This is a genomic window from Herbaspirillum sp. ST 5-3, assembly GCF_004804275.1.
Taxonomy (GTDB): Bacteria; Pseudomonadota; Gammaproteobacteria; order Burkholderiales; family Burkholderiaceae_D; genus Noviherbaspirillum.
Window position 1 is genome coordinate 62,563 of sequence record NZ_STGI01000017.1, and the last position, 20,498, is coordinate 83,060.

At 57.3% G+C, this 20,498-nt stretch carries 27 protein-coding genes and 1 tRNA gene; 10 read left to right on the plus strand and 18 right to left on the minus strand.

Annotated features, from left to right (window positions below; genetic code table 11):
* Window positions 1-44 precede the first annotated feature (44 nt).
* Window positions 45-1,253 carry a fatty acid desaturase gene (locus tag E6W33_RS24045; protein ID WP_247869770.1) on the plus strand — a complete coding sequence of 403 codons (1,209 nt, stop codon included), beginning with the start codon at window positions 45-47 and terminating at the stop codon, window positions 1,251-1,253.
* A gap of 152 nt (window positions 1,254-1,405) precedes the next feature.
* Here the strand turns inward: E6W33_RS24045 and rpmG are convergent, their stop codons facing one another.
* The 3 genes from rpmG to radC form a co-directional block, all read right to left on the minus strand.
* Window positions 1,406-1,573, minus strand: coding sequence for a 50S ribosomal protein L33 (gene rpmG / locus E6W33_RS24050; protein ID WP_057292919.1), 168 nt, complete (start codon window positions 1,571-1,573; stop codon window positions 1,406-1,408).
* Window positions 1,574-1,605: 32 nt separating this feature from the next.
* A complete protein-coding gene (gene rpmB / locus E6W33_RS24055) occupies window positions 1,606-1,842 on the minus strand; it encodes a 50S ribosomal protein L28 (RefSeq protein WP_136419918.1) in 237 nt (78 codons plus the stop codon).
* Between the two features lie 136 nt (window positions 1,843-1,978).
* The gene (gene radC, locus E6W33_RS24060; RefSeq protein ID WP_136419919.1) at window positions 1,979-2,653 is read right to left on the minus strand and encodes a DNA repair protein RadC; all 675 of its coding nucleotides are present in this window, start codon (window positions 2,651-2,653) and stop codon (window positions 1,979-1,981) included.
* A gap of 198 nt (window positions 2,654-2,851) precedes the next feature.
* Between radC and E6W33_RS24065 the strand changes: the two genes are divergently transcribed.
* The 8 genes from E6W33_RS24065 to maiA all read left to right on the plus strand — a co-directional run bounded on the left by E6W33_RS24065 (window position 2,852) and on the right by maiA (window position 10,307).
* The gene (locus E6W33_RS24065; RefSeq protein ID WP_136419920.1) at window positions 2,852-3,307 is read left to right on the plus strand and encodes a peptidylprolyl isomerase; all 456 of its coding nucleotides are present in this window, start codon (window positions 2,852-2,854) and stop codon (window positions 3,305-3,307) included.
* A gap of 33 nt (window positions 3,308-3,340) precedes the next feature.
* Complete coding sequence (gene ispH / locus E6W33_RS24070) at window positions 3,341-4,282, plus strand: 4-hydroxy-3-methylbut-2-enyl diphosphate reductase (protein ID WP_136419921.1); 942 nt, start codon at window positions 3,341-3,343, stop codon at window positions 4,280-4,282.
* Window positions 4,283-5,015: 733 nt separating this feature from the next.
* Window positions 5,016-5,945: a branched-chain amino acid ABC transporter permease gene (locus E6W33_RS24075; protein ID WP_136419922.1), complete on the plus strand. Its 930-nt coding sequence runs from the start codon at window positions 5,016-5,018 to the stop codon at window positions 5,943-5,945.
* 11 nt (window positions 5,946-5,956) lie between these two features.
* Window positions 5,957-7,177, plus strand: a complete 1,221-nt coding sequence (locus E6W33_RS24080) for an ABC transporter ATP-binding protein (RefSeq protein ID WP_136419923.1) — start codon at window positions 5,957-5,959, stop codon at window positions 7,175-7,177.
* Window positions 7,178-7,186: 9 nt separating this feature from the next.
* Window positions 7,187-7,957, plus strand: a complete 771-nt coding sequence (locus E6W33_RS24085) for an ABC transporter ATP-binding protein (RefSeq protein WP_136419924.1) — start codon at window positions 7,187-7,189, stop codon at window positions 7,955-7,957.
* Window positions 7,957-8,682, plus strand: a complete 726-nt coding sequence (locus tag E6W33_RS24090; protein ID WP_136419925.1) for an ABC transporter ATP-binding protein — start codon at window positions 7,957-7,959, stop codon at window positions 8,680-8,682. The genes E6W33_RS24085 and E6W33_RS24090 overlap by 1 nt, the downstream gene beginning before the upstream one ends.
* Window positions 8,683-8,930: 248 nt before the next feature.
* Entirely contained in the window at window positions 8,931-9,623 is a 693-nt protein-coding gene (locus E6W33_RS24095; RefSeq protein WP_136419926.1) for a fumarylacetoacetate hydrolase family protein, read from the plus strand.
* 27 nt (window positions 9,624-9,650) lie between these two features.
* Entirely contained in the window at window positions 9,651-10,307 is a 657-nt protein-coding gene (gene maiA, locus E6W33_RS24100; RefSeq protein ID WP_136419927.1) for a maleylacetoacetate isomerase, read from the plus strand.
* Between the two features lie 4 nt (window positions 10,308-10,311).
* On the opposite strand, the gene E6W33_RS24105 is transcribed toward maiA, so the two are convergent.
* The 5 genes from E6W33_RS24105 to E6W33_RS24125 form a co-directional block, all read right to left on the minus strand.
* On the minus strand, window positions 10,312-11,325 hold the full coding sequence (locus E6W33_RS24105) for a lipase secretion chaperone (protein ID WP_136419928.1): 1,014 nt from the start codon (window positions 11,323-11,325) through the stop codon (window positions 10,312-10,314).
* A 22-nt stretch (window positions 11,326-11,347) separates the two neighbouring features.
* Window positions 11,348-12,292: a triacylglycerol lipase gene (locus E6W33_RS24110; RefSeq protein WP_136419929.1), complete on the minus strand. Its 945-nt coding sequence runs from the start codon at window positions 12,290-12,292 to the stop codon at window positions 11,348-11,350.
* Between the two features lie 355 nt (window positions 12,293-12,647).
* Window positions 12,648-13,499, minus strand: coding sequence for a fumarylacetoacetate hydrolase family protein (locus E6W33_RS24115; RefSeq protein ID WP_136419930.1), 852 nt, complete (start codon window positions 13,497-13,499; stop codon window positions 12,648-12,650).
* A 122-nt stretch (window positions 13,500-13,621) separates the two neighbouring features.
* Window positions 13,622-13,924 carry a hypothetical protein gene (locus E6W33_RS24120; protein WP_136419931.1) on the minus strand — a complete coding sequence of 101 codons (303 nt, stop codon included), beginning with the start codon at window positions 13,922-13,924 and terminating at the stop codon, window positions 13,622-13,624.
* A 496-nt stretch (window positions 13,925-14,420) separates the two neighbouring features.
* A tRNA-Arg gene (locus E6W33_RS24125) sits at window positions 14,421-14,495 on the minus strand.
* Window positions 14,496-14,603: 108 nt separating this feature from the next.
* Here E6W33_RS24125 and E6W33_RS24130 point away from each other — a divergent pair.
* Entirely contained in the window at window positions 14,604-15,644 is a 1,041-nt protein-coding gene (locus E6W33_RS24130; RefSeq protein WP_136419932.1) for a site-specific integrase, read from the plus strand.
* 31 nt (window positions 15,645-15,675) lie between these two features.
* Here E6W33_RS24130 and E6W33_RS24135 read toward each other — a convergent pair whose 3' ends face one another.
* From E6W33_RS24135 to E6W33_RS24180, 10 genes are all read right to left on the minus strand, one after another.
* Window positions 15,676-15,978, minus strand: a complete 303-nt coding sequence (locus tag E6W33_RS24135; protein ID WP_136419933.1) for a hypothetical protein — start codon at window positions 15,976-15,978, stop codon at window positions 15,676-15,678.
* A 48-nt stretch (window positions 15,979-16,026) separates the two neighbouring features.
* Window positions 16,027-16,350: a hypothetical protein gene (locus tag E6W33_RS24140; RefSeq protein ID WP_136419934.1), complete on the minus strand. Its 324-nt coding sequence runs from the start codon at window positions 16,348-16,350 to the stop codon at window positions 16,027-16,029.
* The gene (locus E6W33_RS24145; protein ID WP_136419935.1) at window positions 16,347-16,688 is read right to left on the minus strand and encodes a hypothetical protein; all 342 of its coding nucleotides are present in this window, start codon (window positions 16,686-16,688) and stop codon (window positions 16,347-16,349) included. The genes E6W33_RS24140 and E6W33_RS24145 overlap by 4 nt, the downstream gene beginning before the upstream one ends.
* A 28-nt stretch (window positions 16,689-16,716) precedes the next feature.
* Window positions 16,717-17,373 carry a hypothetical protein gene (locus tag E6W33_RS24150; protein WP_136419936.1) on the minus strand — a complete coding sequence of 219 codons (657 nt, stop codon included), beginning with the start codon at window positions 17,371-17,373 and terminating at the stop codon, window positions 16,717-16,719.
* 131 nt (window positions 17,374-17,504) lie between these two features.
* Window positions 17,505-17,723 (minus strand): hypothetical protein, encoded by a 219-nt coding sequence (locus tag E6W33_RS24155; protein WP_136419937.1) that lies wholly within the window; start codon window positions 17,721-17,723, stop codon window positions 17,505-17,507.
* A complete protein-coding gene (locus tag E6W33_RS24160; RefSeq protein ID WP_136419938.1) occupies window positions 17,720-17,950 on the minus strand; it encodes a hypothetical protein in 231 nt (76 codons plus the stop codon). Before E6W33_RS24160 ends, E6W33_RS24155 begins: the two co-directional genes overlap by 4 nt.
* Window positions 17,947-18,249, minus strand: coding sequence for a hypothetical protein (locus tag E6W33_RS24165; RefSeq protein ID WP_136419939.1), 303 nt, complete (start codon window positions 18,247-18,249; stop codon window positions 17,947-17,949). The genes E6W33_RS24160 and E6W33_RS24165 overlap by 4 nt, the downstream gene beginning before the upstream one ends.
* Before the next feature lie 50 nt (window positions 18,250-18,299).
* Window positions 18,300-18,548: a hypothetical protein gene (locus tag E6W33_RS24170; RefSeq protein ID WP_136419940.1), complete on the minus strand. Its 249-nt coding sequence runs from the start codon at window positions 18,546-18,548 to the stop codon at window positions 18,300-18,302.
* Complete coding sequence (locus E6W33_RS24175; RefSeq protein WP_136419941.1) at window positions 18,545-18,736, minus strand: hypothetical protein; 192 nt, start codon at window positions 18,734-18,736, stop codon at window positions 18,545-18,547. The genes E6W33_RS24170 and E6W33_RS24175 overlap by 4 nt, the downstream gene beginning before the upstream one ends.
* Window positions 18,733-20,460 carry a ParB/RepB/Spo0J family partition protein gene (locus E6W33_RS24180; protein ID WP_136419942.1) on the minus strand — a complete coding sequence of 576 codons (1,728 nt, stop codon included), beginning with the start codon at window positions 20,458-20,460 and terminating at the stop codon, window positions 18,733-18,735. Before E6W33_RS24180 ends, E6W33_RS24175 begins: the two co-directional genes overlap by 4 nt.
* Between the last annotated feature and the right edge of the window lie 38 nt (window positions 20,461-20,498).

Sequence of the window (20,498 nt, forward strand, 5' to 3'; positions counted from 1 at the left end):
GAACTCTCACGGAGTTCTAGGGATGCAACCTATCCGGAGTTTGAATGATTGAAAATACCATGTTTGACGCAGTACTGAATTTCCTGTCCCACGGCTTGTCAGGTGCAAGCGGCTGGGAAGTGCTTGCCTATACGCTCATCGTGACTCATATCACGATCGCGAGCGTCACGATCTTCCTGCACCGCTGCCAGGCGCATCGGGCACTCGATTTGCACGCCATACCCAGTCACTTCTTCCGTTTCTGGCTGTGGATGACGACCGGCATGGTAACCAAGGAATGGGCTGCAATCCATCGCAAGCATCACGCCAAGTGCGAAACCGAGGAAGATCCGCACAGTCCGGTTACCCGCGGCATCAAGAAGGTGCTGCTGGAAGGCGCAGAGCTTTATCGTGCCGAATCCAAGAACCGTGAAACCATGGAGAAGTATGGCCATGGCACTCCGGACGACTGGATTGAGCGCAATGTCTATACCAAATACAGCTGGCAGGGCGTCGGTTTGATGCTGATTATTGATGTGCTGTTATTTGGCGTCGTTGGACTGAGCGTGTGGGCAGTCCAGATGCTGTGGATTCCTGTTAGTGCAGCCGGCATCATCAATGGCATCGGGCACTACTGGGGCTATCGCAACTATGATTGTGTCGATGCATCGACCAATATTTTCCCGATCGGCATTATCATCGGTGGTGAAGAGCTTCACAATAATCATCACACCTTCGGCACCTCTGCCAAGCTGTCGTCGAAGTGGTACGAGTTCGATATCGGCTGGATGTATATCCGCATTCTGGAAATGCTCGGTCTGGCCAAGGTCAAGAAAGTCGCACCGGCGCCGAAATTCAATCGCGCAAAAATGGTTGCCGACTTTGATACCTTGCAATCCGTGATCGCCAATCGTTACGACGTCATGGCAAAGTATGCGAAGTCGGTCAAGCGGGCTTGGCGGGAGGAAGTGACGCATCTGGCGGACAAGGCCAAGTTCGAAGCGAAGTTTTTGAAGACGTCGAAGAAGCTGTTGCAGCGCGAACCGGCAAAGCTTGAAGCGCCGCAAAAGCAGCAACTGAGCGAATTGTTCGTGCACAGCAAGGCGCTGCAGACCATGCATGAAATGCGGGTGGAGCTGGGCGCGATCTGGGAGCGTTCGAATTCCAGCCGTGAGCAATTGCTGCATCAATTGCAGGACTGGTGTGTGCGGGCGGAGGCTTCGGGCATCAAGGCACTACAGGAGTTTTCGCAGCGCTTGCGCAGCTATGCCTGATTAATCGGCCTAGGTTGCAACATAAGATGAAAAAGCGCGGTCATGGATTTCCTGGCCGCGTTTTTTATGCCGGCTCGCCATAGGATCAAACAAAAAGCCCCGCACTGCGGGGCTTTTTGTTTGTAAAACTGTTTGTGAAATGGATCGCTTGCTTACTTGATCTTGGTTTCCTTGTATTCCACGTGCTTGCGTGCCTTCGGATCAAACTTCATGATCGCCATTTTTTCCGGCATGGTGCGCTTGTTTTTCGTGGTGGTGTAGAAGTGACCGGTACCTGCGGTCGATTCCAGCTTGATTTTGTCGCGGTTAGATTTTGCCATGATATTTTCCTAATAAATGCCGCTTGGGCCGCTTAGACTTTTTCGCCGCGGGCACGCATATCAGCGAGCACTGCATCGATGCCGATCTTGTCGATCACGCGCAGACCGGCGTTGGACACGCGAAGAGAAACCCAGCGATTTTCGGATTCAACGAAGATGCGGCGGTTTTGCAGGTTCGGCAAAAAGCGACGCTTGGTCTTGTTGTTGGCATGGGAAACGTTGTTGCCGACCATCGGCCCCTTCCCGGTGACTTGGCAAACACGTGCCATGGCTAACTCCTTAAAAAGATTCCAAATTCGGAAAAACGAAAGTATAGCGAAAAAAATGTGAATTTTCAATGACTTGCGAAAAACAATTGTGTCTTTAAATATTTGCGTGATTTAACAATTGTCTTTCACGGCGCCTTCACATCTCTCCATGCTCGGCGAATGAGTAAACCTGCTTCCCGGCAACGATGAAATGATCGAGCACCCGGATATCCACTAGCGCAAGAGCCTGTTTGAGCGCGCCCGTCAATGTCCTGTCTGCCATGCTCGGTTCTGGCGTGCCCGAGGGATGGTTGTGGGCCAGGATAATGCTTGCGGCATTATGGGACAGCGCGGCTTTCACGACTTCACGCGGGTAGACGCTGGTTTGCGTCAACGTCCCGCGAAACAGTTCTTCCGCAGCCGCCAGACGATTCTTCACGTCAAGGAATAGAACGGCGAATGATTCATACGGTTTTTTTGCCAGCATCAGTTGCAGATATTGCCTGACCGCTTGCGGTGAACTGAGTACCTCCCCCATGCGCAGCTCTTCGGTCAAAGAGCGACGTGCCAGCTCCATGACCGCCTGGAGTTGGGCATATTTGGCGGGGCCGAGTCCGTGCAACTTTGAGAAATCGTTCAACGAAGCTGTGAACATGCTGTTCAAGGATCCGAAATGACCAATCATGTCGCGTCCCAGATCAACTGCGCTCTTTCCGGCAACACCGACGCGCAGGAATACGGCGAGCAACTCTGCGTCGGAGAGCATGTGCGGCCCGTGCTTGATCAAGCGCTCCCGTGGGCGCTGGTCTTCCGGCCAGTGATTGATTGCCATGGTCGTTCCGTTCGATGTGTAGCAAAAAATGCAATTATACGAAAATAAATTGCATTTATTGCAATTCCGTAACTCATTGAAGTAGCGTTCTCCGAGCCGAGTGCAAGCTTGAAAGTGCAGTGCTTGGGGAGCCGAAAAGCGCGTTGCACGGAGCAAGCTCGCTTACAATATCGGGTTATCACCTCACTCGAAGATGTCATGTCCAATCCGACCTCCCCTGTAGTTACACCCACCGCGTATCTGACCTTGCACTATCGCCTTGCATCAATGGACGGCGGCGATATCGTCAGCACATTCAATGAAAAACCGGCGACGCTGCAGCTCGGGACGGGCCAATTGGCGCCATTTCTTGAAGAGTGCCTGATGGGCTTGCCTGAAGGTGCGCATCAGACATTCGAGCTGCAGCCGGAGCAGGGGTTTGGCCCGCGCAATCCTGACTTGATCCAGCGTGTTTCGCGTAGCGCGCTGGGCGACAATTCGACTGACGATGACGAATACACGATCGGAGATCTGGTCGAGTTTTCCGCGCCGAGCGGCGACCGATTTACCGGAGTGGTACGCGCCTTCGACGCGACCAGTGTGCTTTTCGACTTCAACCATCCGCTGGCCGGGCAATCCCTGAAGTTCGAAGTGAAGATCATCGGAATACTGTAAGACGCACGCGCCGTTCGGCACCAAGGATAGAGAATGGAAAAGGAAGTTCTGCTTGCACAGCCGCGCGGCTTTTGCGCGGGCGTTGATCGTGCAATTGAAATCGTTGAACGTGCGCTGCATGAATTTGGTGCGCCGATCTACGTTCGCCACGAAATTGTGCATAACGCCTATGTGGTGGACGACCTGCGCCGCAAGGGTGCGGTCTTCATCGAGGAGCTTGCCGATGTCCCGGCCGGCAATACCGTTATCTTCTCTGCGCACGGCGTATCCAAGGCGGTCCAGGCCGAGGCGCTTGAGCGCGGCCTGCGCGTGTTCGACGCCACTTGTCCGCTAGTGACCAAAGTTCACGTCGAGGTCGCGAAGATGCGGCGCGAAGGACGCGAAATCATCATGATCGGACACCACGGACATCCGGAGGTGGAGGGCACGATGGGGCAGGCGGAAGAGGGCATGTATCTGGTCGAAACGGCGGCCGACGTCGAGTCCCTGGAAGTGTCGAATCCGGAGATGCTTGCCTTTGTTTCGCAGACCACGCTGTCGGTGGACGATACCGCCGACGTCATCGCTGCGCTCAAGCGCCGGTTTCCCAGCATTGCGGAACCCAAGAAAGGCGATATCTGCTATGCCACAACCAATCGGCAGGAAGCCGTGAAATTCATGGCGCCGCAGGTCGATCTGGTGATCGTGGTCGGCAGTCCGAACAGTTCCAATTCCAATCGCTTGCGCGAAGTGGCGAGGAAAAAAGGCGCGACGGCGTACATGGTTGACGATGCGTCACAAATCGATCCGCTCTGGCTCGAGGGGCGCAACCGCATCGGCGTCACTGCCGGCGCGTCCGCGCCCGAGGTGCTGGTGCAGGCGGTGATCGACCGTTTGCGAGAGCTCGGCGCCAAGAGCGTGCGCCCCCTGCCGGGCGTCGAAGAACATGTCACCTTCCCGATGCCAAAGGGTTTGTCGGCATCGCGCGGCCAATAAGCATGCAGCCGGATGCCGCTTGTACGGCATCCGGAATTAAATTCAGACCACCCTGTTTTTTTCCATCGATTGTTTTTTGCGTTCATCGTTATGATGCTGCCTGCAAGCTCGCTGGGTCGCAGTGCAATGTCGAACGGGACTTTCACTCTTGACGGGCTGCACCGATGTCGCAGTGACAATGAAATCCGGTATTCATTGTTCGCGCTCTGCGCGCGAAAAATAGTCAGGAAGTTTTTTTCTATTTTGAATATAAAGTAAACGTTCTTGTCTTTTTAAAAGCCCGGGTACGGTTTATGCAATTCCGGAGCAATCAGGCAACGAATTCTTGCTGGCGCAAGTTCCGAAATACAACGGGCGCGCGCCGCAGGAGGGTTTCATTACGGAACATGTCCGGTATAATGCCGCCCGGTTCCGTGGGCTCACAAGGCAACACCAAACTATAAGAAAGTTTTTACCAAAGACGGGAAAAGGAGACACTATCATGCGCATTGATCACGCCATCGCTACTCGCATTGTCGAGGCAAGTCTTTTCAGATAACCATCACCGACATCAGGCGGCACCCACATGGCAATTATCCCGGGGGTGCCGTTTTTGTTATCAGAAATGATTTTGCTGCAATCGCACAAAAAGCTGCCATGAAGCGCTCGGACTTTTCCGATATTTCATGCCTCCTCTTGTGCAGCGATGAAGTTGCAAAACGACTTGAACGATCTTTTTAGAGAGTAGGCAAATATGGATACATTTATCCAACAAATCATCAACGGTCTGGTGCTGGGAAGCATGTATGCACTGGTCGCGTTGGGGTACACCATGGTGTATGGCGTACTTAACCTGATCAACTTTGCGCACGGCGATGTGCTGATGGTAGGCGCGATGGTTGGCGTCACTATCCTCAAAATTGTGCAGTCGGTCGCACCGAACCTTCCGGGCATCGTCAAGCTCGGCATTGCGATTGTCGGGGCGATACCCGTCTGCATCATCGTCAATATCATCATCGAACGTGTCGCATACCGCCGGCTGCGCAATGCGCCGCGCCTGGCGCCGCTGATTACCGCAATCGGCGTGTCGATCCTGTTGCAGACCTTTGCCATGATGATCTGGGGACGCAGTCCGATTCCTTTCCCCCAAGTCATGCCCTCCGAATCGTTCGAGATCATGGGTGCGCTGATTTCGCAGACGCAAGTCATGTTGCTCGTGCTCGCAGTTGCCGCAATGGTCGGCCTTGTCCTGCTGGTTGAAAGAACGAAAATGGGCCGCGCCATGCGCGCTACGGCGGAAAATCCGCGCGTCGCCGGCTTGATGGGGGTGGATGCAAACAAGGTGGTCGTCCTGACATTCGCCATGGGTGCAGCGCTGGCAGCGGTCGCAGGCGTGATGTGGGGCGCGAACTATTCATCCGCACAGTTTGCCATGGGCTTCGTGCCCGGCTTGAAGGCATTCTCCGCTGCTGTGCTGGGTGGCATCGGCAACATCTACGGCGCGATGGTCGGCGGCATCCTGCTCGGCCTGATCGAAAGCCTTGGTGCCGGTTATATCGGCGATCTGACGGGCGACTTCCTCGGCAGCCAGTACCAGGATATTTTCGCGTTCATCGTGCTCATCATCGTTCTCACATTGCGTCCATCCGGCATCATGGGTGAGCGTGTGGCGGATCGTGCATAAAGGGGAATCTCATGTCTACACTATTCGACGTTAAACACAGCCCGCGCAAGGCGTACACGAGTTTTGCCATCCTTGCGATAGTGCTGGCGACTTTCCCTTTTATCGCTGCCAACTTTGGTAATTCCTGGGTCCGCATCATGGATCTGGCGCTCCTGTACATCATGCTGGCGCTGGGTTTGAATATCGTGGTCGGCTTTGCCGGCTTGCTCGATCTGGGCTACATCGCCTTCTATGCGCTGGGCGCGTACATGACCGGCCTGCTGGCCTCGCCGCAATTTGCTACCGTGCTGGAATCGATCGTGAACCAGTATCCGACGGTTGGCGAGTCGTTGCGGTGGATGGTCGGCGAGGAGGCGGCCACGAACGGCATTCACTTGTCGGTGTGGCTGATCGTTCCGCTCGGTGCGGCGCTAGCAGGTTTCTTTGGTGCTTTGCTCGGCGCCCCGACACTCAAGCTGCGCGGTGACTATCTGGCGATCGTGACGCTCGGTTTCGGTGAAATCATCCGCATTTTCATGAACAACCTGAATGCGCCGATCAATATTACCAACGGACCGCAGGGCATCAACCTGATCGATCCGATCCGGATATTCGGCGTGTCGCTCGCGGGTGAGGCCGGTTCGAATGCCACGCTGCACATCGGTTCATTCTCGATGCCCTCGGTGAATGCCTACTACTTCCTGTTCCTGGCATTGTGCATCGCGATCATCTTCATTTCGATTCGCCTGCAGCATTCCCGTCTCGGCCGCGCGTGGGTGGCGATTCGCGAAGACGAGATCGCTGCGAAAGCGATGGGCATCAATACCCGCAACATCAAACTGCTGGCATTCGCCATGGGGGCATCCTTTGGCGGCGTATCGGGTGCGATGTTTGCGGCCTTCCAGGGCTTCGTATCGCCGGAATCCTTCTCCCTGATGGAGTCGATCGCCGTCCTCGCGATGGTGGTGCTCGGCGGTATCGGCCACATTCCTGGCGTCGTGCTCGGCGGCGTGATCCTGGCGGCGTTGCCGGAAGTGCTGCGCCACGTGGTTGAGCCGGTTCAGCGCCAGCTGTTCGGCACTGTGCTGATCGAAGCGGAAGTGCTGCGCCAGTTGCTGTACGGCCTGGCAATGGTCGTCATCATGTTGTACCGCCCGGCAGGCATCTGGCCGTCGCCGCGCCATGAAGACAGGATGGATGCGAACTCGCCCAAGCGTCTCGATGACAAAGAACCTGCTGCGCTGGCGGCATAAGGAAATTCCATGAGTGAACAAATCATTCTGAATATCGCAGGTGTCAACAAGCGCTTCGGCGGCCTGCAAGCGCTCTCGGATGTGAGCGTCAAGATCATGCGTGGCCAGATCTACGGTCTGATCGGACCGAACGGTGCCGGCAAGACGACCTTCTTCAACGTCATTACCGGCTTGTATCAACCGGACACCGGTTCTTTTGAACTGGGAGGAAAACCGTATTCGCCGTCGGCTCCGCACGAAGTGGCCAAGGCCGGCATCGCGCGCACCTTCCAGAACATCCGCCTGTTTGGCGAAATGTCTGCGCTGGAGAACGTGATGGTTGGACGCCACGTGCGCACGCATCAGGGCGTTCTGGGTGCGGTACTGCACCACAAGGCGGCGCGCGAGGAAGAAGCAGCAATCCGCCGTCGTGCGCTGGAATTGCTCGATTTCGTCGGTATCGCGCACTTTGCCAACCGCACATCGCGCCACCTGTCCTACGGCGATCAGCGCCGCCTGGAAATTGCACGCGCGCTGGCCACCGATCCGCAACTGCTGGCTCTGGACGAGCCTGCGGCAGGCATGAATGCGACTGAAAAACTCGCGCTGCGCGAACTGCTGGTGAAGATCAAAGCGGAAGGCAAGACGATTCTCTTGATTGAACACGACGTGAAACTGGTGATGGGACTCTGCGACCGCCTGACGGTTCTGGATTACGGCAAACCGATCGCGGAAGGCGTGCCGGCCGAGGTGCAAAAGAACCCGGCGGTGATCGAGGCATATTTGGGAGGGTCTCATTAATGAATGAAAATATTCTGAAGGTCAGCGGCCTGAAGATCGCCTACGGCGGAATTCAAGCCGTCAAGGGCATCGATCTCGAAGTCAACAAAGGCGAGCTGGTCACGCTGATCGGCGCCAATGGCGCAGGCAAGACCACCACCTTGAAGGCGATCACCGGCACGCTGCCCGGATGCAAGGTGGAAGGGCAGATCCATTACAGCGGCCAATCCATCAACGGCACGAACTCGTTTGAACTGGTGAAAAGACATCTGGCCATGGTGCCGGAGGGCCGCGGAGTCTTCACCCGCATGACGATTCTGGAAAACCTGTTGATGGGCGCCTACATCCGCAACGACAAGGATGGCATCCAGGCTGATGTCGACAAATGGTTCGGGGTGTTCCCGCGCCTGAAAGAGCGGTCCTCGCAGCTGGCGGGCACCTTGTCGGGCGGCGAGCAGCAGATGCTCGCCATGGCCCGCGCGCTGATGAGCCATCCGAAACTCCTGCTGCTTGACGAACCGTCGATGGGCTTGTCGCCGATCATGGTGGAGAAGATCTTCGAAGTGGTGCGCACGGTCTCGGCGCAAGGCGTGACCATCCTGCTGGTCGAGCAGAATGCGAAACTGGCACTGCAGGCTGCGCATCGTGGCTACGTGATGGATTCCGGCCTGATCACGATGAGCGGCGAAGCGAAGAGCATGCTTGACGACCCGAAGGTGAAGGAAGCCTATCTCGGCGAGGGTTGATCCGCGATCGGCATGCTAACGCGATTGAACAACAACCGCCTTGTCCGCCTTGCAGACAAGGCGGTTTTGTTTTGTGCGGAGCGCCAAGGTGTGGTGCGCGCGTTCGCGCGGGCAATGGCATAATCGACTGCGCACTCCACATCGCACGCGCCCGCAAGACGATGAACTCGCATCGTGCTGTGCCGGCTGCCATGATCTCGCCGACATCGGTCCCTGTGGGGCGCATCCAGATAACCAAGGAGCCCAATATGAAATTTGCCTTCCCGCCTCAAACTGCCGTCGTTCCTGTCTCTGGTAGTGACGTCATGTTCCCGGTTCATCGCATCTACTGTGTCGGCCGCAACTACGTTGAGCATGCGAAAGAGATGGGGGCTACCGGTCGCGAGGCGCCTTTCTTTTTCATGAAGCCGGCGGACGCGGTTTTGCCGGTTGCGCACGGAACGATCGGAGAAATGCCTTACCCCAGCATGACAAATGACCTGCATCATGAGATCGAACTGGTGGTGGCTATCGGCAAGGGTGGAAAGAATATTGCGGCGGCCGATGCCGTGCAGCATATCTGGGGCTATGCCGTCGGCCTCGACATGACGCGGCGCGACCTTCAGGGCGAGGCGAAAAAACTGGGCCGCCCATGGTGCACTGGCAAGGGGTTCGACTTCTCTGCGCCGATTTCTGCGATTCATCCGATCGCTGAGACTGGTGCGATTACGCAGGGCGAAATTCGGCTTGACGTCAACGGCGCATCGCGCCAGAAAAGCAACATTGAAAAGCTGATCTGGAATGTCGCGGAAACCATCGAACATTTGTCGAAGTACTACACTTTGCAGCCCGGCGATCTGATTTTTACCGGCACGCCGGAAGGCGTTGCCGCCGTGAAGCAAGGTGACTTGCTGGAAGCTTCGATTGCCAACGTCGGTGACTTGCGGGTGAAGATCGTCTAGTAGGGATTGGGGGGGGGGAATCGTGCCATGAAGCTCTACAGTTATTTCCGCAGTTCGGCATCCTACCGGGTGCGCATTGCACTGCATTTGAAAGGACTGGCGTTCGAAACGGTGCCGATTGATTTGATCAAGAACGGCGGCGCGCAGTTCGCCCCCGCCTACCGCAGGCTCAATCCGGATGCGCTCGTGCCAGCGCTGATCGATGATGCGCAAGAAGGTCCGGCGGTGCTGACACAGTCGCTGGCCATCATCGAATACCTCGACGAGATGCATCCCGCGCCGCCCCTGCTGCCGCAGAATCCGGTCGACCGTGCCTACGTACGTGGCATCGCGTTATCCATTGCCTGCGACATTCACCCGCTGAACAACCTGCGTGTATTGCGCTATCTGATGCGAGATCTGAAAATCAGTGAAGACGACAAGAACGCGTGGTATCGCCACTGGTGCGAACAAGGGCTGACAGCGATCGAAGCCAGCTTGGCGAGAGACAAGCGCGTGGGACGATTTTGCTATGGCGATGCGCCGTCGCTGGCCGATTGTTGCCTCATCCCTCAGATTGCGAACGCTCGCCGCGTCGACTGCGATTTCTCGGGCATGCCGACCATTATGCGTATCAATGAAGCCTGCCTCGCGCTCGATGCCTTCGCCAAGGCCGCGCCGGCGAATCAACCGGATGCAGAATAGGAGCCTAGAGTTGCTGCGCCGGCAAGGTATCCAGGTTGCGGGCGCGCACACGCTCGTTTTCCGCTGTAAAAGAGTTTTCTCGTAGCGCTTCAATCTGGCGCATGCGCTCCGCCGAATCAAGGCCAGGCTGGCGAAGGATGCTTTCCGCAGCGCGTCGATATTCGGCATAGCGGCTTTTCCACGTCTGCTCCTTGCCCTCGATTGCGTCAAAGCGTACTGCCGCTTCTTCTCCGAAGCGGCTCGCCACGAAGGCGCGTTGCGTTTCCATCGAAGCCCCTTGGTCGCGCAGGGCCTGCAGATTGTCAGCGCCATGCGCCTGGTCCACGATTGCAGTAACGGGCGCTCTCCCGTTGGCGCGTGCCCGCAGTGCTGCCAGTGCCTGGCGATCGTTCGCATCTTCATCGCCGAACCATACTGCCGCGATTTCGATACCGAGCAGTTCCTGTCGCAATCGCGCTCGCTGCGCCAGCCACGAATTGATCCGATCAACATCCGGCGACAGGGCGGGGCTGTCCGGTGAAAGGCGCGGAACCGGATCGTGCGCAAGAAGCTTGTCATGCGCTTCGAGGTAGGTCACGTAGTTCCGGACAATCCGTTCCGCCTCTTCAAATGCAGGCGAAGGCAAACGGGATTTCAAGTGGGCGAGCAACTTCGCAATATGCAGATCGCGTTCGCCCAGATGGCCGCCAAGTAAAAAATAATCCGCGATATCTCTGAGTGCCTTGTTGATCACAAGATGCTGATCTCCCGTGATGGCAAGTCCGTCCGGCGCCTCGGTATCCGTATCGACAGCCTCGGGCGGGATGGCACTCTTCCCGGGTCCTGGTTCCGTCCAGACGCCGGGGCCGAATCGGGCAGAGAGCTCTGTTGCGACAATGCGATTCGCTGCCGGCCCGGATTTTTCATCCGGTTTGCCGGAATAGATCGCAAGCAGCGCGACGACGAGCGCACTTGCGATCGCCGCCGTCAGCCGTTTTGCCGTGACCGATCGAGTCTTCTCAGCCGGATTCCGCTTCATGTCGGATGTCAGTCTCGATCAATCAAACGCCAGCCTGCTTGAGGCGATTGGCGTGCGTGCGAATGACAACGACCGGATCCGCAGTGAACAGGCCGCGCAATCCAAACAGGTGGTTGATCTCATCCACATGATTCCAGCCGTAGGTGCCGATCACCTGGCCGAAACGCGCGCTGCATACCGGCACCATGCCGTCGTTACTGCCGCCGCCGCGCAGGCGGATGGTCCAGTCGCCGAGTACAAGTAGCGGATCGAGGGCGTCAAAGATATTGGTGCCGCCCGAACTGCCGGTCCAGGAGTAGAGCCTTTGGACATTCCCGTTTTTCACGTCCACCGAAGCACCACTGGTGCTGCAGTTCGGTCCCAGGCCGGCTGACGGAAACTGGCTGTTGAAATTCACCATCCCTTCCTGCGTCATCAGACGCAAGGCGCCAAACGGATCCTGCTGTAGCGGGTCGCCAACAAGGAAATCGAGCAAACCACCCGCGAGCGAAGCACTGCCGGCAAGGAAATCCTGAAAAATCGTGGGCGTGCTTGCGATCCAATCGGCGAGATGCGTGCCGCGATGTGGCGTGCCGATGGTGGTGATGGAGGCGATGGCTTCCGGCATCGCTGCCGCGGCGTAGCGCGAAGTCAGGCCGCCCTGGCTGTGCGCGATCAGATTGACTTTTGCTGCGCCGGTTTGAATCATCACAGCGCGCATGGTTTCCAGCAGCTTTTCTCCACGCAGGTTTTCGCCCGCAAAAGAATTGAGATTCGCTACGTAGACATTCGCGCCGTAATAGGTCAGGTCGCTCTTGATCTGCCACCAGTAATCGATCACGCCAAAATACTTGGAAGTGCCCGCGACACCGTGTACCAGGATGATCGGATATTTGGTCTTGGCATATTCGCTGGCAGCATGTGCAGCTGAGGACAATAGACTGAACGCACATAGCGTTGCAGCCAACACGACTCGCATGAGGCGCATGGTGAAGTCTCCCTTGCTTGAATTGGATGGGTTTGTTGATTTTTGTTGTGCTTGCATTAATCCACAGTTCGCGGTGCAGCATCAATTGGACGGGCTAGAGCCATTCCTCTAATTAATTGCGAAAATCGCAATGGTCGTGTTAGGCCGAAATCGCTCACGGCAGTGAACATCGCCAGGCAAACGAAGCGCACTTTGTCTATGAAAAACCGAGCGGCAAGGCCGTTTTCGGCAGGCGATCTGGAGGATAAGAAGCGGGGAGGGAAATGATTCGGAAGAATTAGAGCGGCGTCTCTAATTCTTCCCGGTCTCGATGATGCCGTGCGTTTCAGTCAAATTTGACCGCAGCCGATGTGTGTCAACTTGCCTGATAGGCGATGACCGCTTGATGTTGCTCGCCCAGGCCGGTGATGCCGAGCGACAGCGAGTCGCCGCGCTTCAGGAAGCGTTGCGGCTTCATCCCCATGCCCACTCCCGGCGGAGTGCCGGTAGCGATAATGTCGCCGGGCATCAGCGTCATGAAACGGCTGACGTAGCTGACGATCTTCGCGACGGAAAAAACCATCGTCTTTGTGTTGCCGGTTTGTACGCGTTCGCCGTTCAGGTCCAGCCAGAGATCAAGCCGCTGCGGATTCGGAACTTCGTCGCGCGTTACCAGCCAGGGACCGACCGGCCCGAAGGTATCGCAACCTTTACCCTTGTCCCATTGCGGTCCGCGTTCCAACTGATATTCGCGCTCGGACACATCATTGACGACGCAATAGCCCGCCACATGATTCAATGCATCCTTCTCCGATACCGAGCGTGCCACCGTGCCGATCACGACGCCGAGTTCGACTTCCCAGTCGGATTTTTTCGAGCCCTTAGGGAGCATGACAGGATCATTTGCGCCGGAAAGCGAGGTTGTGGCCTTCATGAACACGATAGGCTCTTTCGGCAGAGGCATGCCCGCCTCGGCAGCGTGGTCGGAGTAGTTCAGGCCAATCCCGATGAATTTCCCCACCCCTGCAACTGGCACGCCCCAGCGCGGCGTGCCGCGAACCAGCGGAAGTTTGGCAGTGTCGAGTTTGGCGAGCTTCGCCAAGGCCTTGGCCGACAATTGATCAGGCCCGATGTCGGGGACGATGGTGGACAAGTCGCGCAGCTTGCCATCGCGGTCAATCAAGCCGGGCTTTTCCTTGCCGGGGCGGCCATAGCGGACCAGTTTCATGCGATCTCCTTGGGAAAATACTCGTCAGGTTTCCTGCGAGCAATGTAAACGGAAATCGCAATATATGCGGGTCGCGGTACCTTGTCCACCGCCGCTGCGTCGACCGGGAATTATTGCCGGGGTTACTCGCCGCTGCTCATTGTCTTTTTCGCTTCGGCCAAGTCATTTTGAAGATTGGCCTTGGCTTCCTTCATGCATGTCGTGCGCTCGGCACCGCGCATCTTCTTGCAATCGGCCAGCGCTTCCTTGTACGCCGCATTGGCCTCCTTCTTGGCCGTCTTGTAGCGGGACTGCGCAGTCAGGTCTTCGGTTGTTTGTTGCGCGTCGGCTTTGCTCGAGTGGCGTTGCGCTGCATTCACGGGCGCGGCCAGCATCAAGCAGGCAAGCAAAGACACGCTCGCAAAGCTTTTCGGATATCTGTTCATCACATCCTCCGTGGCGACATAACAAGGCAAGGCGTTCGCAAACGCGCTGCCTTGATTTTCATCAGTGAAAGAATTCCCTTACGGATCATGAACATAGGCATCGATGCCGGATCTTATCCACAGAATTGACCACAGTTTATGTGGGTAAATTTGACGTTTCTGAGCCGTGGCGTCAGGGGCGAGAAGGTGGAATGATCAACTTGCCCAGCAGATGAACCCTCCTTGCAACCTCCGATGAAATTTCGGGCATATCGGTTTCATCCTTGATGGAATCCTGCTCCGGAGCAGTGGAATCAGCAGCCTCGGGAAGAGGAACGTTCCGGTCATCTGTTGTCGACATGAGTAACTTTGGTGAGAATGATCTCAAGCCATACTACTATCCACTAACGCGCAGATATTGAGCTTCATCATTGCGCACGGGGGGGGCAATGACGATTGTGTCAGGTCAGCGAAAGACGGGGGATTGAGATTTGGCCGGAATTGCCAAGGCTGAAACTGGTCCCGCCGACAGGAATCGAACCTGTATCTAGCGCTTAGGAGGCACTCGTTCTATCCATTGAACTACGGCGAGGGACGCTTATTTTAACGCTTTTTATTGCCTGTTCTCACTCTGTAGCACTCATTCTATATAATTCCGTTTCACAACGTCAGTGATACAAAGTGATACGGAGAGTGATACATGGCAAGCATTACCAAGGTCGGTGATTCCTGGCGCGCGCTGATACGACGTAAGGGGCACAAGACGCTCTGCAAAACCTTCCCTGTGAAAGCGAAGGCGGAGGCTTGGGCCCGGCAGCGCGAAGCCGAGATCGACCGAGGCGAGATTGTAGCAGCTCCCGGAGTGCTTCGCCTTAGTGAAGTGATACAGGCGTATCGCGAACTGCGCGATCAGACCCGGCCGATCGCCGACACGGCCAATGAACACTACATGCTCAAGCGGCTGAACGAAGGCCTGGGTGACAAGCGTGCCGGTGCACTGACGCCGCAGGATCTTGTCGACTACGCGCAGATGCGTCGTGAGGAGGGCGCTGGTCCGTACACCATCAACATGGAGATCAGCAAGCTTGGGACGGTGATGCGGTATGCCGGCGCCGTGATGAGGCTGGCGCTTCCGGATGTCGTTGGCCAGGCACGGCCGCTGTTGAATCACCTGGGCGTGATCGGCGGTGGTGGCAAGCGCGAGCGTCGGCCGACCGAGGACGAGGTCACGCGACTGGTCAAGCAGCTGCAGCAGGGCCGCGGCGCGGTCTATGCCGATGCCGTCAGCTTTGCGATCGCCACGGCCGCGCGGCGCGGCGAGATCGTCAGGCTGCTATGGTCTGACCTTGATGAGGAAAAGCGGCTGATACAGATCCGCGATCGGAAGGACCCGCGCCAGAAAAAGGGCAACGATCAGTGGATTCCGTTACTCGGCGACGCTTGGGATATCGTGCAGCGCCAGTCGCGCGAGAATGAGCGGATCTTCCCGGTGCACGAGCAGACGCTGTCGAAGTATTTCAAGGAGGCGTGCGACGCGCTTGGCATTCCGGATCTGCACTTCCACGACCTTCGGCATGAGGGCACGTCGCAGTTATTCGAGGCGGGCTATGAGATTCAGCAGGTCGCCCTGGTGACTGGGCATAAGGACTGGCGGCACCTTCGCAGGTACACCAATTTGAAGCCGGAGGATCTGCATCGGCCAGCTGAAGCCAATGAAAAAAATCAGGAGCCGGTGGAGTGACCTGCTGCCTTTGCGGCAGCAGGCCGTGCGATTAGTAACTGGTCGGTTGTGCCACCGCGCGCACCGCATACATGACGCCGCAGCGGAATGAACTTTCAGCGTAGCGAAGCCAGTACATCGGGTCGTCGGCTTCGTATTCGACTGATACGGCCAGGCCTGCTACCAGTTCGCCAGTGCCTTCTGTAATTTCCGGCAGCGGCTTTTCTATGAGCTGACCGATTTTCCCGACCAGGGCGCGCAGTTCTTCGCCTTTGGCCTTGATCTCGTTCATCAGAGCGATCTCCTCGGCGGAGAGGTCCCGGTATCCCTTAATAAGTTTGTGCTGGTTGTCCATGTGACTCCCGTTGATATATTGCCGGCGGCCGGCCGGCGCGGTTGTCTGTTAAGCGCCCTGCTGTCCCGCAAACATATCGATGGTGCGCTCATCCTTCTCTGGCGGTATCGGTTGACCAGCAGGCACGAATTTGAGGCACTTGACCTCGCCATCAGGCATCTCGCGCCACTCGACTGCCTCGCCGCGAAACGACGCTGCAATGATCGGGCAGCATTCGTTGTCGTCGCACTCGTCCAGTGGGGCGCCTTCACGCATGGACTTGTCTCTGGCGCAGTTGCCGCACTCGTTTTCAAGGAACGAATAACCAACGGTTCCGTTGCTCGGAATCCACTGCTCGCCGGGGAGCGGGCCGGGTGTCGGTATGTACTTCATGCGGCATCGCTGGTGGTAGGTGTATCGGCGTCATAAATTGCGGACGGCCTGTTGTATTCCTTCAAGCCATGTTCCGTCGATGCCATCCAGTCCTTTGTGTAGCCGGTGTGGCACTCATCGGTACGCAGTGCATAATGCACTTGGCAACCTGCGATGGTGATGTTTCCGATTTCCAGATACCAGTTCGTGCTTTTCGCATTCGTTTTCACGCCAAGCGATTCCTCGGACGTTCGAATAGCGCGCACCGTGCCGAACACCGCGCGATATTGACGGCCATCAGGCGCATAAAACCAGTTATCGACTGTTACCAGCGCCTTCTCTCCTACGTTGATATTCATTTTCATAAGTGTCCCTGTTAAAAGTCAGTTATTCGTTGTGACCTGTCGCGCCCTTGGCGGTCGGTCGCAGCGCCACAACATTGGCGGGCTTACCGTATCGCGGCATCAGCTTGGATGCGCAGACAAGGAAATCATGCGCCTCAGCAATCACCGGCAAAATCGATTCATGGGAGGCGCGGCACTGCGTCCAGTGGTGCGCTGTTTCAAGTTTCTGCGCCGCCTGCGCAACACAACCGCGTGCTTGATGGATAGCTTGATCGCCTGCGCCCATAGCAGCAGGACTGTTGAGCGGACGATCGCATGTGATGCAGGTAGCGCCGTCGCATTCATCAAAATTCCCGCAATGCGACATGCCCGCTTCCTGACACGCTCTGCAATAGGCTTTCGGTCCTTGATTAACTGCGGCGGTGGCAGGACGGTGGTGCTCGGCGTCCAGAACCTCAAACAGTTCGTAGGCCGGGTCACTCATGGCGAACCCAGTGTCGATAGCGTCCTTGTTCCACTTCTCTGCCAATGCTCTGACCTCCTGTAGCGCCACCAGCAAGTCAGCGCGCACCAGTTCTGCGAACTTCACCAGTTCGGCGCCCGTGTCGACATTTTCCTTGATGGCAGGGAATACGCTGCTGCCTTGCCGATAGATGAGGCCGGCCTGTTCGGCTGCTGCAAAAATTTCGTCGCGTTTCATGCTGCCAGCTCCCTGTAGTTGGATGGAATTTGCGCAGGCAAACCAGCCGTTCCACACGGCCCATGCTGGTCCCATGGCCCGCCTCATCGCCGGTGATAGGCCGTTATACCAATGATCAAAAGCGTCGCGCGTCATGCTGCCAGCTCCCTGCACTCGTCCAGGTGCTTTGCCACGTCGCGGTAATCAGCCCAGCGCTTGCCGCCATCAACGTAGGTCTTGATCGGGCATGTGCCGGCGCTAATTTGGTTGTACAGCGCGCCCTTAGTCACGCCGAGGAGCTCTGCAAGCTGCTCCAGTTTGAGGCGGATGCCGTACTTTTCGACGATGAATGCTTGTGTGACGAGACTCATGGCTGTTCCTTCATTTGCGCGGCTTCCTGCCACGCCTTGGTCAATACATCGCGGACTTCCGCGCAAATATCGATGTAGGGCTGGTAAATCCGATAGAGAACACGGCACATCACGTCATCGATGACCCGTGCAAAGTTTCGCGCGATGATCTCGCTCATCAGCTTGCACCAGGCGACATGGGAGGCATGGCGAGCGTTTTTAGCGCGCTTGGCTTGGCGCATCTTCATCGGGCGCCTCCTGCAGTCAGGCGAAGCCGATAGGACGCGTACGGCATGCCGATACGCTCTTCGAAACGTGCCATGGCTTCGGGATCCCGGTCGAGCTCGGCGCGGCTGGTAATCTCGCTGATCTCGCAGATCGCGGCGATGATCGATTCCTGGTCGACGGTGTTGTAGCCGATTGACGCGAGGAAGCCGGGAAATTCCGGCTCGCGGGAAAGCCTGGAGACGATCGCGCTCTTCGGCCGCGAGCTGGGCAGATTGACCAAAAGGAACCGGCGATCTCCGGCGCCGGAAAGATAGTCCATGCTGCCTGCCATGAAAATAAAATTCGTGGTGGATATCGATGACTTCATTGTCAATCTCCAAATCGCTCGTATTGCGGGACCATTAGCGGGAGACCGGGCACGCCGGCCGAAGGTTTCGGATGGACCCAGGCAACGCCTTCCAGGATGAGGAAACTTTCGTTGTGTGTGCATGCAAGCCGCTCCGCTTCCTGTTCGGCGCTCTCGCGCGTCTCGTGAATGAAACGTGGCGCGTGAGACAGTCCGACCTTTCCATTCGAGAGCGGCGGATCCCGCAGGACCATCCAGTAGCGCGGGCTCATTCATGGCCTCGCAATGAAGTTCCAGCACACTGCGGAGCGCGCAGCTCAACAGTGATGTCGTCCGTTCCAGACAACTGGCGGGCCCTGGCGTTGATCCATGTCGCGGAGCGCTGCGGGAATTGCCGGCGGAGCTCGGCGGCGACCTTGTTGGTGGTAATCCGCCGCTCAAGGAAGTTGAATTTCTTCATGGCCGCACACCTGTCGGGAATGGCCATGCGACTGCCGGATCCGGTGTTTCGGTGGTGTCGGTCTTCTTCTTGCGCCCGGCCTTGGCTTTCTTCGGCGCTTCCGTGGGCTCATCGTTTTTCTCTGGCGGGTACATTTCAGTGCGCAACGCGTCGATATCGACGTCGGCGCTGGCTGCGAGGGCGATGAATGCCTGGTATTCCTCGGACTCGTCATCAAAGCCGCCATCTTCGTGGACCTCCCATTGATTCACGGACAGCGTATTGCCGAACATCATGTCCATGACAAGCAACTGCAGCTCCTCGGCAGAGGCCTGCTCGATGAAGGCGATGGTGTCTTCATCAGAGTTCCTCTCCCACTGATAGACGTCGGGCAGTAGGGTGTTCGGGGCGCTATGGTCGATCAGCATTTCTTTCGCCAGCACGCGCCATGCAGCAACCGGCAGGCCGGACTTGAACGCCTCGCGGATCTTGCGGTATGCGGTCACGCGCACGTTCGTTTCTGCATCGGCGGCCGCTGCTTTGCGCTGAAGCGTCTCCTCCTGCTGGCGTTTCTTTTCCTCCTGTTCTGCAGCCTTGGCCGGGTCGACTGACGCGCGCTGGGCGTCCTGGCGTGCTGCGATAGCTTCTTCGCTCTCGCAAACGCCAGCTTTCTCGAGTGCGACTTGCATGGCGGTCGGCTCGAACATCGGCTTGACCTTGCCATCGATGCGAACGTATGCCACCGGCGTCGGCAATTGCTCGGGAGGCAGGACGTCTTCGATGAACTTGTTGTAGGCGGTCAGATCAACTTTGCGCTCGAACTGGTAAAGGCGATCGTCCGTGGAGACGAGCTCGGTATCGTCAAGAAACTCTTTTGCCTCCTCGCCCTCATAGACGGGAATGCCCTTTTTCTGTGCCTTCTCCAGCACCTTGTCGTCGTGCGCCCGGCTCTTGGAGGCGAAGCAGTTCGGGTCTGTACAGATGTCTGCACTGACGTCACCGTAGATCATCGGCTGGTTGCCAGTGCGCTTGGGGCATTCCTCGCAGGAGCCGGCTTCCTTGACCAGCTTCGCATCCTTGATCGAGAAGCGAGCGCGGTCCAGGTTGAGCATGTAGCGCTCCTGAATATGTTCGACGGCAGCGCGGTAGGACATCGGATCGCCATCGTTGAGGATCTCTTGCGTGGCGTGCTCCTGCAGGCTTTCAACCGGGATGCGTGCGACGAGCAGTGCAGCAGATGCGGACAGCTTGCCGTCGTAAAATGCCTCGCGCGCGGACGGCGCGAGCGCGCAGAGCTTCAGGCGGCCATAGATGTAGGACCGGCTCTTGCCGGTCTCCTCGGCCAGCTGGTCGGCGGTGTAGCCGTCCTCGCGCATCAAGAGCTCGTAGCCCTCGGCTTCCTCGATCGGATGCACGTCCTGCCGTTGCAGGTTTTCGATGTTCTGGGCGATGCGGACTTCCTTGTCGGTCATCACGCGCACTTGGCACGGAATGCCATCCAGTGCGGCGATTTCGGCCGCGCGGAAGCGGCGTTCGCCGAAAACAAGCTCGTACATATCGTCTTCGCCCGCGATCGGGCGAACCAGGATCGGCTGCATGAGTCCATGCAGGCGAATCGATTCTGCCAGCTCCTGCAGCTCGGCCTCTGTGATGCGCTTGCGCGGGTTCCAGATACCAAGGCGGATGTGCGTGCGCGGGATGATGCCGAACAGCGGCGCCGCGATGTGTGTTTCAGGTGCATTCATGGATTTCTCCTTCAATGGGTTCAGTGAACGAGACGCCG

Bases quoted from the DNA above. Each gene is read 5' to 3' on its own strand.
- E6W33_RS24045 (WP_247869770.1), top strand. From the start codon at position 45: ATGATTGAAAATACCATGTTTGACGCAGTACTGAATTTCCTGTCCCAC.
- rpmG (WP_057292919.1), bottom strand. From the start codon at position 1,573: ATGGCAAAATCTAACCGCGACAAAATCAAGCTGGAATCGACCGCAGGT.
- rpmB (WP_136419918.1), bottom strand. From the start codon at position 1,842: ATGGCACGTGTTTGCCAAGTCACCGGGAAGGGGCCGATGGTCGGCAAC.
- radC (WP_136419919.1), bottom strand. From the start codon at position 2,653: ATGGCAATCAATCACTGGCCGGAAGACCAGCGCCCACGGGAGCGCTTG.
- E6W33_RS24065 (WP_136419920.1), top strand. From the start codon at position 2,852: ATGTCCAATCCGACCTCCCCTGTAGTTACACCCACCGCGTATCTGACC.
- ispH (WP_136419921.1), top strand. From the start codon at position 3,341: ATGGAAAAGGAAGTTCTGCTTGCACAGCCGCGCGGCTTTTGCGCGGGC.
- E6W33_RS24075 (WP_136419922.1), top strand. From the start codon at position 5,016: ATGGATACATTTATCCAACAAATCATCAACGGTCTGGTGCTGGGAAGC.
- E6W33_RS24080 (WP_136419923.1), top strand. From the start codon at position 5,957: ATGTCTACACTATTCGACGTTAAACACAGCCCGCGCAAGGCGTACACG.
- E6W33_RS24085 (WP_136419924.1), top strand. From the start codon at position 7,187: ATGAGTGAACAAATCATTCTGAATATCGCAGGTGTCAACAAGCGCTTC.
- E6W33_RS24090 (WP_136419925.1), top strand. From the start codon at position 7,957: ATGAATGAAAATATTCTGAAGGTCAGCGGCCTGAAGATCGCCTACGGC.
- E6W33_RS24095 (WP_136419926.1), top strand. From the start codon at position 8,931: ATGAAATTTGCCTTCCCGCCTCAAACTGCCGTCGTTCCTGTCTCTGGT.
- maiA (WP_136419927.1), top strand. From the start codon at position 9,651: ATGAAGCTCTACAGTTATTTCCGCAGTTCGGCATCCTACCGGGTGCGC.
- E6W33_RS24105 (WP_136419928.1), bottom strand. From the start codon at position 11,325: ATGAAGCGGAATCCGGCTGAGAAGACTCGATCGGTCACGGCAAAACGG.
- E6W33_RS24110 (WP_136419929.1), bottom strand. From the start codon at position 12,292: ATGCGCCTCATGCGAGTCGTGTTGGCTGCAACGCTATGTGCGTTCAGT.
- E6W33_RS24115 (WP_136419930.1), bottom strand. From the start codon at position 13,499: ATGAAACTGGTCCGCTATGGCCGCCCCGGCAAGGAAAAGCCCGGCTTG.
- E6W33_RS24120 (WP_136419931.1), bottom strand. From the start codon at position 13,924: ATGAACAGATATCCGAAAAGCTTTGCGAGCGTGTCTTTGCTTGCCTGC.
- E6W33_RS24130 (WP_136419932.1), top strand. From the start codon at position 14,604: ATGGCAAGCATTACCAAGGTCGGTGATTCCTGGCGCGCGCTGATACGA.
- E6W33_RS24135 (WP_136419933.1), bottom strand. From the start codon at position 15,978: ATGGACAACCAGCACAAACTTATTAAGGGATACCGGGACCTCTCCGCC.
- E6W33_RS24140 (WP_136419934.1), bottom strand. From the start codon at position 16,350: ATGAAGTACATACCGACACCCGGCCCGCTCCCCGGCGAGCAGTGGATT.
- E6W33_RS24145 (WP_136419935.1), bottom strand. From the start codon at position 16,688: ATGAATATCAACGTAGGAGAGAAGGCGCTGGTAACAGTCGATAACTGG.
- E6W33_RS24150 (WP_136419936.1), bottom strand. From the start codon at position 17,373: ATGAAACGCGACGAAATTTTTGCAGCAGCCGAACAGGCCGGCCTCATC.
- E6W33_RS24155 (WP_136419937.1), bottom strand. From the start codon at position 17,723: ATGAGTCTCGTCACACAAGCATTCATCGTCGAAAAGTACGGCATCCGC.
- E6W33_RS24160 (WP_136419938.1), bottom strand. From the start codon at position 17,950: ATGAAGATGCGCCAAGCCAAGCGCGCTAAAAACGCTCGCCATGCCTCC.
- E6W33_RS24165 (WP_136419939.1), bottom strand. From the start codon at position 18,249: ATGGACTATCTTTCCGGCGCCGGAGATCGCCGGTTCCTTTTGGTCAAT.
- E6W33_RS24170 (WP_136419940.1), bottom strand. From the start codon at position 18,548: ATGAGCCCGCGCTACTGGATGGTCCTGCGGGATCCGCCGCTCTCGAAT.
- E6W33_RS24175 (WP_136419941.1), bottom strand. From the start codon at position 18,736: ATGAAGAAATTCAACTTCCTTGAGCGGCGGATTACCACCAACAAGGTC.
- E6W33_RS24180 (WP_136419942.1), bottom strand. From the start codon at position 20,460: ATGAATGCACCTGAAACACACATCGCGGCGCCGCTGTTCGGCATCATC.